Here is a 12,846-nt window from a genome sequence, read left to right as displayed (position 1 = left end):
GGCCGTGGTCGGTCGTCACGAATCTAGCAACTTTTAACCGATTCAGACCGGTAGGGGATGATAACAATGGCGAGCAACAAGATTCTCGGTATCGACCTCGGTACCACCAACAGCGCCTTCGCGGTGATGGAGGGTGGCGACCCGGAAATCATCGTGAACAGTGAGGGAGACCGGACGACGCCCTCGATGGTGTCGTTCACCGAGGACGGCGAGCGGCTGGTCGGCAAGCCCGCGAAGAACCAGGCCGTCCAGAACCCGGAACAGACTATTCAGTCCATCAAGCGCCACATGGGCGAGGACGGCTACTACGTCGAACTCGACGGCGAGGAGTATACGCCCGAGCAGATCTCGGCGATGATCCTCCAGAAGATCAAACACGACGCCGAAGAGTACCTCGGTGACGAGGTGGAGAAGGCCGTCATCACCGTTCCGGCGTACTTCTCGGACCGCCAGCGCCAGGCGACCAAGGACGCCGGCGAGATCGCTGGCTTCGAGGTCGAGCGGATCGTCAACGAGCCGACCGCCGCGTCGATGGCCTACGGACTCGACGACGAGTCCGACCAGACGGTGCTCGTCTACGACCTCGGTGGCGGGACGTTCGACGTTTCGCTGCTCGACCTCGGCGGCGGCGTCTACGAGGTCGTCGCGACCAACGGTGACAACGAACTCGGTGGGGACGACTGGGACCACGCCATCATCGACTATCTGGCCGACGAGTTCGAGGAAGAACACGGGATCGACCTCCGCGAGGACCGCCAGGCGCTCCAGCGCCTGACCGAGGCCGCAGAGGAAGCCAAGATCGAACTCTCCTCCCGGAAAGAGACGACGGTCACCCTGCCGTTCATCGCGGCCGACGACGACGGCCCGAAGGATCTCGAACAGAAGATCACGCGCGCGACGTTCGAGTCGCTGACCGAGGACCTCGTCGAGCGGACGGTCGGCCCGACCGAGCAGGCGCTCGAAGACGCCGGCTACTCCAAGGACGACATCGACGAAGTGCTCCTGGTCGGTGGCTCCACCCGGATGCCCCAGGTTCAGGAGAAAGTCGAGGAACTCGCGGGCCAGGAACCCCAGAAGAACGTCAACCCCGACGAAGCGGTCGCCCTCGGCGCGGCGATCCAGGGCGGCGTGCTGGGCGGCGAGGTCGACGACATCGTCCTGCTCGACGTGACGCCGCTCTCGCTCGGGATCGAGGTCAAGGGCGGCCTGTTCGAGCGGCTCATCGAGAAGAACACGACCATCCCGACCGAGGAGTCGAAGATCTTCACCACGGCCGCGGACAACCAGACCTCCGTGCAGGTCCGCGTGTTCCAGGGTGAACGCGAGATGGCCGAGGAGAACGAACTCCTCGGGGAGTTCCAGCTGACGGGCATCCCGCCGGCGCCGGCCGGAACGCCCCAGATCGAGGTCGGCTTCTCCATCGACGAGGACGGCATCGTCAACGTCGAGGCAGAGGACAAGGGCTCGGGTAACTCCCAGTCCATCACCATCGAGGGCGGTGCCGGTCTCTCGGACGACCAGATCGAGCAGATGCAGGAAGAAGCCGAGCAACACGCCGAGGAAGACCAGGAGCGTCGCGAGCGCATCGAGGCGCGCAACGACGCCGAGGCTGCGGTCCGCCGCGCCGAGAAGCTCCTCGACGAGAACGAGGACGCCGTCGACGACGACCTCCGCGAGTCCATCGAGGACGCCATGGACGAGGTCGAGGAGACGCTCGAAGACGAGGACGCCGGCAAGGAGGAACTCCAGGAGGTCACCGAGAACCTCTCCGAAGAACTCCAGGAGATCGGCAAGCAGATGTACCAGCAGCAGGCCCAGCAGGCCGCTGGCGGCGCAGGCCCCGGCGGTGCCGCGGGCGCTGGTCCGGGCGGCGCTGGCCCCGGTGCCGGAGCAGGTCCGGGCGCGGGCGCAGCGGGCGCCGGTGCGGGTGACGAGGAGTACGTCGACGCCGACTTCGAGGACGTGGACGACGAGGACGAGTAACGCAAGTCCGAGTCGTCGACTCGGAAGACGAACGCAGTGACGTCTTCCGGCGTCTCGAAAAGCGACCGAAGGGAGGTTTTCGAGGGAAACGAAGACGAGGACTGAACGGACGAGTCTTCGTCGGCTCGGAAGACGAACGCAGTGACGTCTTCCGGTGTTTCAGAAAGCGAGCGTGAGCGAGCTTTCTGAACGGACGAGAACGAGTAACGCGAGTCGTCGCTCTCGTCGGCTCGATAGACGAGCGAAGCGAAGTCTATCGGCGTCTCGAAAACCGACCGAAGGGAGGTTTTTCGAGGGAATTGAAGACGAAGAGTAACAGACGAGTCCTCGCCAACACGTCAGAGATTCGCTCTGACGGCGTCTCGGAAAGTAACGCGACCGGAATCGCGCGCCCTATCTCTCTGCGCCTAACGGGCCGTGATGCGCCGTAAGTAACTGACTGCTTTTGGTAGCGTCGTCGAGCCAACCTGCCGCGCTCGTTACGGCTGACTGGCTGGCAAAACTATCAATTTAAAAACAATGTCTTTTGCTTGGCGGGTGGTATCGTCGCCCATGGACATCAACTGGCGTGCGGTGTTCGTCGGGTTCCTCGTGGCCGTAACGCTCGGACTGATCGTTTCGTGGCTGGTGCCGCCCACACAATCGACCGCGTTCGTGCACGTACTGCCGGGGTTGATCGGCGGCGCGGTCGCCGGATACATGGTCGCCGGGGTGGGTGACGGAGCCCTTCACGGCGGATTGGCGACGGTCTTCGGTGGGCTGCTCACCCTCGTCGTCTTGACCGTGTTTGCGGCCCTGTTCACTGGCCTGGTCTTCACCCTGGGGGCGTTCATCGTCGGTCTGGTCGTTCTGTTCGGCCAGGCGATTCCCGGTGCGATCGCCGGTGCCTTCGGTGGCTGGGTCAGCGGTCGGGCCGAGGCCCGCGAGACCCCGGCGACCGAGGCACGCTGAAGGAACTGAAGTCGCCCTTCGCGATCTCGACGAGACCGGCCGGAGCAATGGCACTCAACTCTCGCGCCGGGGTGGACGGCGTCGACTGCGTCGAGCAATTCTCACACTTTGAAAATCGGCCTCATTCACTATGGTCTGTATCTCCGACTGACCTGTCGAGGGATCTATCAGTGGCGCTCATCGAGTGGAACGAGACGAAGTACAGCACGGACATCGATCGCTTCGACGACCAGCACAAGCGACTGTTTTCGCTGCTCAACGACCTCCACGAGGCCATGGAGGAGGGGCGTGCCCAGGAAGAACTCGGGGACATCCTCAAGGAACTCGAAGAGTACACCGAGTATCACTTCGGGGACGAAGAGGAGTTCATGCAGGACTGTGGGTACGCGCGGGACTGCTCGGAGTGTTTCCACAACCACGAGGAGATGCACCAGAACTTCGCGTCGAAGGTGACCGAACTGCGAAAGAAGCACGAAGACGGCGAGTTCATCACGATGGAGGTACTGGAGTTCGCCCGCGACTGGCTCGACAGCCACATTGCGGGCGACGAGCAGGATCAAAGCTACGGCGAGTACTTCCAGCAGGAAGTCGACGAGTACGAGTTCGAGTGACGGATATCGAGTGGCTTCGAAGCCGCGTACGACCCCAGAAATACAACGACAGCAGGAATTTCTGTTCAATCTATGGAACAATCCTCAGACGAGATGCACGTTTTCGGGCAGGGCGGGCTCAACGACGAGGTAGACGTCGACGACCTCGTCGACAGCATCGGACTCGACCCGGAAGAGATCGCGTGGCGAAAGGACTTCATCGACTTCGACGAGGGCGACGTGCGCCGTCTCCGTTCGCTCGAAGAGACGTTCCGTGAACACGACGACGAAATCGCGGACCGGTTTTACGACAACCTCTCCCAGTACGACCGGGCGACTGACGTGATCGGCCGCTCGCCGAAGGGGATCGAGGAGCTAAAGCAGACCCAGCGCGCTTACTGGACGACGCTCACGACCGGCGGCTACGACACCGAGTACTTCCAGAACCGCGCTCGCGTCGGCAAACTGCACGAGTTGCTCGATATGCCCGCGAACCTCTACATCGGGCAGTACGGCGTCTACTTCGATCTGTTGCTCTCCGTGTTGACCGAGCAGGTCCAGGAGAACGTCGCATCCCAACTCCGCGAGGCCGGCGTCTCCGAGGATACCATCGATGACGTCGCCGCGGAGATCGACGACGGATCCGACCGGGTCCTCTCGGCGCTCAAGATCATGAACCTGGATCTGCAGGTCGCGATGGACACGTACATCGACAGCCATTTACAACAGATCGAGGCGGAAGTCGAGCGTCGTCGCCAGATCGCCGAGGAAACCCAATCGGCGGCGCAGGACCTGCAGGAGTTCGCGACCGAGGTGTCCGAGAGTTCCCAGCGGATCAGCGATCTCACGAACACCGAAGTGGGGAACATGGACGAGATACGATCCGAGATGGCGAATCTGAGCGCGACCATCGAGGAGATCGCCGCCACGTCGAACGACGTCCACGAGACGAGCGAGCGAGCCCTCGACGCCGCCGCCGACGGACAGGAGTCGGCGTCAGCGGCGGTCGACGTGATGGAAGACATCGAGGACTCCGCCGCCAAAATCGATGCGAAAGTCAGTGATCTGGAGGCCCAGACTGAAGAGATCGGCGAGATCGTCACCATCATCAACGACATCGCCGACCAGACGAACATTCTCGCGCTCAACGCCTCCATCGAGGCCGCTCGCGCGGGCGAGGCCGGCGAGGGGTTCGCCGTCGTCGCCGACGAGGTGAAGAACTTGGCCGAGGAGTCCCAGTCGCAGGCCGATCAGATCGAGTCGATGATCTCCGAGATCAAAACCGACATCCAACAGACTGCGGGCACCATCGAAACGACGGCGACGGATCTCGAGACGGGCATCGAGCAGGTCGAGAACGCCATGGCCCAACTCGACGAGATCGTCACGGTCGTCGAGGAAGCGGCCAACGGCGTCCGCGAGGTCGCCGACGCGACCGACAGTCAGGCGGTCACGGCCGAAGACGTCGCGACGATGGTCGACGACGCGACCGACCGCATCAACGAGATCAACGACGAGATCGAGGAGATCGCGCGAGCGAACGAACAACAGACCGCCAAGGTGTTCAAGGTCACCTCGGATCTCAAACAGCTCAGTGAAGACATCTGACGCCCGTGATGAGCGTCAGTCGGCCGTCCGATGATCGACCCGTTCTTTTCAAGTACCTCAATCGAATATGGATCGGTAACGAATGAGCGAGGACTTCTACGAGGTACTCGGTGTCTCCCGAGACGCCAGTGAAGACGAGATCAAGCAGGCGTACCGGGAGAAAGCTCAGGAGTATCATCCTGACGTTAGCGACCACGACGACGCAGAGGAGAAGTTCAAGAAGATTCAGCAGGCCAAGAAAGTACTGACCGACGAGGAGAAACGGCAGGCATACGACCGGCTGGGCCACGACCGCTTCGAGCAGGCACAGAAGCAGGGCGGCTTCGACGGCGGTGGCGGCCGCCGCGGTGCAGGCGGCGGCAATCCCTTCGGCGGCGGTGGCGGGGGCGGCCCCTTCGGCGACATGGGCGACATCTTCGAGCAGTTCTTCGGCGGCGGCGGGTCCCGAAACGGGCCACGCCAGGGCGCAGACCTGCGAACGTCGCTGGAGATCGACCTCGAAGACGCCTTCAACGGCGCCGAGAAGGAGCTGACGCTCACGCGACCCGAGAGCTGTCCGGACTGTGACGGCAGCGGCCATCCCCCGGGCGCCGATTCGGAAACCTGTCCGGAGTGTAACGGACGCGGACAGGTCACGCAGGTGCAGCAGACGCCCATGGGACGGGTCCAGCAGACGACGACCTGTCGACGCTGCAGCGGGGACGGGACGCTGTACGACGAGACCTGTGACACCTGTCGCGGCGACGGGACGGTCCGCAACGAGGCGACGCTGTCGGTGGAGGTTCCCGCAGGAATCGAAGACGGCCAGACGCTTCGAATGGGCGGCGAGGGCGCACCCGGCGAGAACGGCGGTCCCAACGGCGATCTGCTCATCGAGGTGTCGGTGGCGGACCATCCGGAGTTCGATCGAGAGGGCTCCGATCTCTACTACCAGCACGCCATCTCGTTCCCCCAGGCGGTCTTCGGTGACACCGTCGAGGTGCCGACCATCGACGGGACCGTCGAACTCGAAATCCCGGCGGGGACACAGAGCGGCGAAGTGTTCAGACTGCAGGGCAAAGGGATGCCGCAACTGCGACGGCGCGGCCAGGGCGATCTGTACGTGCGCGCCCAGGTCGTCACGCCCGAAAGTCTCAACGAGGAACAGCGCGAGGCGCTGGAGGCCTTCGCCGAGGCCGGCGGCGAAGAGATCGACGTCGATCAGGGCTTCTTCGAGAAAATCAAAAACAGCTTCTGACCGCCGGTCCTCCGACCGCCAGAATTGAAAGGTTCCTGACTGGATTCGTTCCCCCGTCATACCGCCGAGAACACGTCTCGTCGCCAGAATGTATTATTTACCTTCAATTACGCTTAATATTATCGCGGCCGTATCTAAATTCGGCGCGGGGTCGGTATCGGTCGATCGACCGCTACTTGTAACCCCACCCCCTTCCCCTCGGCGGCCTCGCGCCGTTTTTCCGGGAGTATATGACCCTCGAACGGGTAGCCGTCGGTATGGACGTCATCGGGGACCTCGTCGCACGGGAGCGCCGTCGGAAGGAGCCGCTCGTGTACTCGGACGCCTCGCAACCGTACACTGCGCACAAGTTCTGCACGGACGCCTGGAAAGCAGCGAGCCTCTTCCGGTACCACGGCGTCGGCCCGGGCCGGCAGGTCGCGATCGTCGACGACGCGACGCCACAGACCCTGCTCGCGTTCTTCGGCGCCGCGTTGCTCGGGGCACCTGTCCGCTTCGGCGACCCGCTGGAGGCCGACGCCAGGCTGGTGATCGGTCCGGCAGCTACCGTCACCGACTGGGAGCCGACGCCGGGTACCAAACGGGTCGCGTACGGTGGCCAATCCGACGATCCGGAAGTGATCCACTTCGAGCGCGACGTCTGGAGCGAGAACCCGACGATGCCACCGGACCGGGTCGACGCTGACGCGGACCTGCTGGTGACTGACGGCGAGACCTACAGTCACGATCACCTCCTCGCCGCGACCGAGCAGGTCGTCGCCGAGACTGACCTCTCGGCAGACGACGAGGTAGCCGTCAGGTCCTCGCTCACACAGCCGGGAACGCTCGTCGCCGGGGTTCTCGCACCGCTGTCCGTCGACGCGACGATTCTCGTTCCGGGGGCGGACCGAACGGGGACGGTTGCCGTCACAGCGGACGACGCAGCAGAAGCACGGACGCTCTCCCCCGGAACTGTTCTCTGAATCCGGTCGCCTGTCAGTACCGAGTCACGTTCTCCTCCCCGGCCAGTGACGACGGTCGCGGGTTTTAGCCACTGTCTCGGCGGCGACCAGCGGTCCGATCCCAGTGCACGGGAAGATACCTAACTAGTCGGGGTAACCGCTTAGGTAGGGGTATCGAAACATCAATATCATGACGAGCGATATCACGGATCGGGCAACCGACGCCGGTGACGGGTACAAGATCTCGGCCGCGGATCGGCGAGGGGTCGACGGCGACGCGCTGGCGACGGAGATCGGCATCGACAGTACCGAAATCCAGTGGCGCAAGGCGTTCACCGGGTTCGACGAGGAAGACGAAGCGCAACTGGCGGCAGTCTCTCACGTGTTCGAGGACGTGGCCCAGGACCTGGTCGAGGAGTTCTACGCGCATCTCCAGTCGTTCGACGAGAGCGTCGCGATCCTCCAGTCCTCCTCGAAGGGCGTCGAGATGCTCAAGCGCGATCAAACGCAGTATCTCCTCGACCTCGGCGCGGGAACCTACGAGTCGGACTACTTCGCCCGCCGGGCTCGGATCGGGAAGATTCACGACATGCTCGACCTCGGGCCGAAGGTCTATCTCGGCGCGTACAGCGTCTACTACGAGGGACTGTTGGACGGACTGGCGGACGATGCGGTGTCGGAGTTCGTGCCACCGGGGGCCGCCGACGAGACGCGAGAGACGGCTCAGCAGGTCGCCGACGCTCTCTCCGAACGGATGGGATCGCTGCTGAAGCTGTTCCTGCTCGACCAGGGCGTCGCGATGGACACGTACATCGATTCGTACAGCAACGAACTCGAGAACGAACTCGACCGCCAGCGGGAGGTGGCCGAGACCGTCGATCAGGAGGTCACCGACCTGCAGGCGAAGGCCGGCGAGGTATCGGACCGCTCGAAGGAGATCGGCGACCTCTCGAACGAGCAGGCCGCGAACATAGAGGAGGTGGCGGCCGAAGTTTCGAACCTCTCGGCGACGATCGAGGAGGTGGCCTCGACGGCCGACGAGGTCGACGCACGAAGCACGGAGGCCACGGACCTCGCCGTCGACGGTCAGGAATCGGCGGAGGAAGCGATCTCGATGATGGAGACTGCTGCTGACTCGGCCGACTCCGTCCGAGCCGACGTCGACCAGCTGAACGACCGCGTCGGCGAGATCGACGAGATCGTCGACGTCATCAACGACATCGCCGACCAGACGAACATTCTCGCGCTCAACGCCTCTATCGAGGCCGCTCGCGCGGGCGAGGCCGGAGAGGGGTTCGCCGTCGTCGCCGACGAGGTCAAGAGCCTCGCCGAGCAGTCGCAGGAGTACGCCGGCCAGATAGAACAGCGGATCGAGAACATCCAGCGCGACACCGAGCAGACGGTCGAGAGCCTGGAGACGACGACCACCCAGGTCGACGACGGAATCGAGCAGGTCGAAGCCGCCATGGCGAAACTGACCGACATCGTCGAGAGCATCCAGGACGTTTCGGACGGCATCCAGGAGGTCGCAGCCGCGACGGACGACCAGGCGGCTTCGACCGAGGAAGTCGCGAGCATGATCGACGAGGCCGTCGAGCAGGTACACGACATCTCCGACGAGATCGGCGCCGTCGCGACCGCGAACGAGGAACAGACCCGCCGGATCGAGGAAATCAACGACTCGGTCCAGCGGCTCAACTGAAAGACTTCTGAGTCAGGGCGGTCAGCGAGCGTCTTCGAGCTCGTCGAGCGCGTCGGGATTCTCGATGCTGCTCATGTCGCCGAGGTCCTCGCCGGTGTAGGTCGCCTCGACGGCCCGGCGGATGATCTTCCCGGACTGGGTCTTGGGGAACTCGTCGACGAAGAGAATCTCGCGCGGCCGGAACGGCTTGCCGTGTTCGTCGCCGATCATCGCCCGGATTGCTTCGCGCAGTTCGTCGGTCTCCGCGACGCCTTCCTCGACGATGACGTACAGCACGACGGCGGTCCCGGTCGTGTCGTCGGGGACGCCGACGGCCGCGGCCTGGTTGACGGCGTCGTGTTCCATGGCGGCGCCTTCGACTTCGGCGGGGCCGACTTTGCGGCCGGCGACATTGAGCGCGTCGTCGGCGCGCCCGTGGAGGAACCAGAAGCCGTCCTCGTCTTTCTGTGCCCAGTCGCCGTGGTCCCACAGCGGCGGGTTCTCGAAGGACGACCAGTACTCCTGGAGGTAGCGGTCGTCGCCGCTCCAGAGAGATTTGGTCATCGACGGACAGGAGTCGCGCGCGACGAGATAGCCGCGCTCGTGATCCTCCTTGATGCTGTTGCCTTCCCGGTCGACGACGTCGATGTTCATCCCCAGTCCGGGCCCGCCGAGCGTGCAGGGTTTGAGCGGCTGGGTCGGCATCGGCATGAGGAAACAGCCCATGATCTCGGTCCCACCGGAGATGTTGATGATTGGCGTATCTCCCCCACCGACGTGTTCGTAGAACCACTGCCAGGATTCGGGGTCCCACGGTTCGCCCGTGGAGCCGAGCAGGCGCAGCGACGACAGGTCGTAGCCCTCGACCCACTCGTCGCCCTGCTTTCGGAGTGCGCGAATCGCCGTCGGAGAGATGCCGAACTGGGTGAGTTTGTGGCGGTCGATCATCTCCCAGAACCGATCGGGCTCAGGGTAGTCGGGCGCACCTTCGTACATGAAGATGGTGCCGCCGAAGGCGTGGTTGCCGATAAGCGTCCACGGACCCATCATCCAGCCGATGTCCGACACCCAGAAGAACCGATCCGAGGGCTTCAGATCGAAGCCGAAGTGGAGTTCCTTGGCGGCCTGCATCAGCGCGCCGGAGTGGGTGTGGACGATGCCTTTTGGCTTGCCCGTCGTCCCGGAAGAATAGAGGAGCATCGACTCCTGATCGGACGAGAGTGCTTTCGTGTCGTAGTCGTCGTCCTGGGATTCGACGGCGTCGGTCCACAGTTCGTCGCGGTCGTCGTCCCAGGGAATCTCTCCCGAACTCGCGAGCCCCAACCGATCGAAGACGATGGTGTGTTCGACGTGGCCGGCCTGCTCGATGGCTTCGTCGGCTGTCTCCTTGAGCGTGACTTCGCTGCCGCGGCGCTGGAAGCCGTCGCCGGTGAACAAGACGGAGCACTCGGGGTCTTCGATGCGCGTGGCGGTGGCGTCGACGCCGAAGCCGGAGAAGATGGGGACGGCGATGGCGCCGACTTTGAAACAGCCGTAGAGGATCGAGACGACCTCCGGCACCATCGGCATGTACAGCCCGACGGTGTCGCCAGTCTCGATGCCGCGCGCTTCCAGGGCGTTGGCGACTTTGTTGGCCTGGCGATTGAGTTCGTGGAAGGTGACTTCTCGAATCTCGCCGTCTTCGCCCTCCCAGATGCAGGCGACTTTGTTCCGGGTCTCGCTGTCGACGGCGGCGTGGCGATCCAGCACGTTGTGGGCGATGTTGAGCTCGCCGCCCGGGTACCAGTCGGAAAACTGTGGGCCGTCGCTGTCGTCGCGAACTTGATCGTACTCGTTGTAGAACTCGATGTCGAGGTAGTCGACGAGTTCGTCCCAGAACCACTCGACGCCCGACTCGGGTTCCCCGTCGACCTCGGTGGTCGTGCGCTCGATGAGTTCGTCGTAGTCGTCGACGTCGTACGCCTGCATGAACTCCCAGACGTTCGTCGAGTCGACGAACTCCTGGCTCGGTTCGTGGATCACCTCGTCTATCTCGGTCTGTGATTCTGACGCCATTGGTATCCCGTACGGACATTTGGACCGGACGGACAGTAGTGTTAAGGGTGTACTTGTAAACCACACCAGCCGTCAGCCGCCAGCCGTCACGTGCGTCCACGAAGGTGATCGAAGCAGTTGTCCACTGAGCTGTCCGTCTCGAACTGCCGATCTGCCCTTCTGCTGCGTGAAACGCTGGCCCCGCCACGCTGTCCGGGCGGTCTCGGTCGGGTGATCGCTGTCCGGGGAGTCACCCCGTCGCCTGCACCCAGGCCAGTCCGGTGGACGGTCCGTTCTCGCTCGCCGACACCTCGAATCGCCAGGAGCCGCCGTCGAGCTGCCTGACGTCACTGAGCGCGAGTCGCGCTCGTGGGAGGCGTCGCAGCAGGTCGATGACGATGGGGAGCGTCGGCATCGCGTCTGGTGCCGTCGGAAGCGCGTAGTCGTCGATGGTCACGGTCCAGGACTGCTGTCCCACCACCCACTCCGGGGAGCTCTCGACCGCGTAGTCCCCGATGATGGTGACGGTCTGTAGCCGTTCGAACGTCTGGGTCAGCGGCGTCCCGCCAGTGTTCGGTCCCGGGAACTCGCCGGCGGCGGTCCGCAGGACTCGGGCCTGTTCGGCGCTGGTCAACTGGGAATCGAACTCCGCCGCGAGCGTCGTCAACAGGTGGAGGCAGAGGTCGTCGGGGTCGTCGATGGCGTCGGCGGATTCACAGTACGCGTCCATGATTGCGGATTCGGCGTCGGCGAACCCTTCGGCGGAGAGCGCCTCGAAGACGGCGGCGGCGACGTCGTGACAGAACCCCGTCAGCGAGGCGTTCCGTCGTCCCGTAGCCGTTGCTCGCCGACCCGGCCCGACGCCCAGGCCCTCGGGGACCTCGCAGGCGATGAAGTCGTAGCAGGGCGCGCGCGGGTCCCACCGCCTGAGCACGGCGCGATATGTCGTCGCTGCTTCGGCCGCTTGCTCGGCCGTCGCCCGATCCTCGAACCGCGCGTCCGTGACCGGCACGGGGCGCACCCCTGTTCGCCCGCACAGGACGCAGAAGTCGCCGTCGTCTCTCGCCAGGGACTCGATTCGCGCGCGGAGCTTTCCGAGGGTCTCTCCGACCATTTTAGGCTACCCTAAAACAACGCCGTGAAAATAGGTTTCGGTCGGGGACGTTCCCTGCGGACGTTCGCGTCGTCTGAGTGCGATAAACCCTTTTCACTGGGGGCAGCCAAGAGACGAGTATGTACGTCCGGGACGCGAAAAACCGTGAGGAGGTCTGGCTGCTGGATCACATCGAGGAGATGGGCCTGGACGAGACCGCTTTCCGCTCGCGCGATTACGTCATCGCCATCGACGAGGAGACGAACGAGAAGGCGGGCTTCGGGCGCATCCGCATCCACAAGACCGACGACGGCGACGTGTGTGAACTCACGTCCATCGGCGTCCTCGACGACTGGCGCGAGCAGGGCGTGGGCGCACACGTCGTCGAGCGACTGATTCAGAAAGCCAGTGACGAGGGCTTCGAGACCGTGTACTCCCTGACCGACGCACCGGAGTATCTCAAGCAGTTCGGCTTCGACGGCATCCAGACCGGCAACCTCCCAGCGAAACTCCAGAGCCGACTCGACGAGAAACGCGAGATGAGTGCACCCGACGCCGTTCCGATGCAGTTGACCGTCGACGAGTTCACGATGCCTCGCAAGTTCCGCGAGGCGTTCAAGCGCGCCGACCCGAACGAGGGCGACGGGGAACCCGAGGAAGGACCGGAAGATTTCGGCATCGATCCGGACGAGGCCACCTACAAGTACGACACCGGCCGCTAAGGGTCG

9 protein-coding genes and 1 pseudogene are annotated in these 12,846 nt (G+C 63.9%); 8 read left to right on the top strand and 2 right to left on the bottom strand.

The annotated features are described in order from the left end of the window. Positions 1 to 66: 66 nt before the first annotated feature. The 7 genes and pseudogenes from dnaK (at position 67) to MU553_RS02715 (ending at position 9,012) form a co-directional block, all read left to right on the top strand. Complete coding sequence (gene dnaK, locus MU553_RS02745) at positions 67 to 1,983, top strand: molecular chaperone DnaK (RefSeq protein ID WP_247375170.1); 1,917 nt, start codon at positions 67 to 69, stop codon at positions 1,981 to 1,983. 552 nt (positions 1,984 to 2,535) lie between these two features. Next, on the top strand, positions 2,536 to 2,934 hold the full coding sequence (locus MU553_RS02740; protein ID WP_247375153.1) for a DUF5518 domain-containing protein: 399 nt from the start codon (positions 2,536 to 2,538) through the stop codon (positions 2,932 to 2,934). 152 nt (positions 2,935 to 3,086) lie between these two features. Continuing rightward, positions 3,087 to 3,542 (top strand): annotated as a pseudogene (locus MU553_RS02735) (bacteriohemerythrin); the annotation flags it as partial. Positions 3,543 to 3,617: 75 nt separating this feature from the next. After that, the gene (locus MU553_RS02730) at positions 3,618 to 5,132 is read left to right on the top strand and encodes a globin-coupled sensor protein (RefSeq protein ID WP_247375130.1); all 1,515 of its coding nucleotides are present in this window, start codon (positions 3,618 to 3,620) and stop codon (positions 5,130 to 5,132) included. Between the two features lie 82 nt (positions 5,133 to 5,214). Beyond that, positions 5,215 to 6,369, top strand: a complete 1,155-nt coding sequence (gene dnaJ / locus MU553_RS02725) for a molecular chaperone DnaJ (RefSeq protein WP_247375111.1) — start codon at positions 5,215 to 5,217, stop codon at positions 6,367 to 6,369. 257 nt (positions 6,370 to 6,626) lie between these two features. Continuing rightward, positions 6,627 to 7,331, top strand: coding sequence for an acyl-CoA synthetase family protein (locus MU553_RS02720; RefSeq protein ID WP_247375109.1), 705 nt, complete (start codon positions 6,627 to 6,629; stop codon positions 7,329 to 7,331). Between the two features lie 169 nt (positions 7,332 to 7,500). Then, positions 7,501 to 9,012, top strand: a complete 1,512-nt coding sequence (locus tag MU553_RS02715) for a globin-coupled sensor protein (RefSeq protein ID WP_247375106.1) — start codon at positions 7,501 to 7,503, stop codon at positions 9,010 to 9,012. Between the two features lie 21 nt (positions 9,013 to 9,033). Here MU553_RS02715 and MU553_RS02710 read toward each other — a convergent pair whose 3' ends face one another. Continuing rightward, positions 9,034 to 11,046, bottom strand: a complete 2,013-nt coding sequence (locus MU553_RS02710) for an AMP-binding protein (protein WP_247375103.1) — start codon at positions 11,044 to 11,046, stop codon at positions 9,034 to 9,036. Positions 11,047 to 11,275: 229 nt separating this feature from the next. Then, a complete protein-coding gene (locus MU553_RS02705) occupies positions 11,276 to 12,139 on the bottom strand; it encodes a DUF7551 domain-containing protein (protein ID WP_247375100.1) in 864 nt (287 codons plus the stop codon). 119 nt (positions 12,140 to 12,258) lie between these two features. On the opposite strand from MU553_RS02705, the gene MU553_RS02700 reads away from it, so the two are divergent. Then, positions 12,259 to 12,840 (top strand): GNAT family N-acetyltransferase, encoded by a 582-nt coding sequence (locus MU553_RS02700; protein ID WP_247375096.1) that lies wholly within the window; start codon positions 12,259 to 12,261, stop codon positions 12,838 to 12,840. The last annotated feature ends 6 nt before the right edge of the window (positions 12,841 to 12,846 follow it).

The organism is Halorientalis brevis, assembly GCF_023077655.1.
The sequence above is the reverse complement of the archived record's forward strand: the minus strand, read 5'-3'. Positions and strand labels throughout refer to the sequence as shown.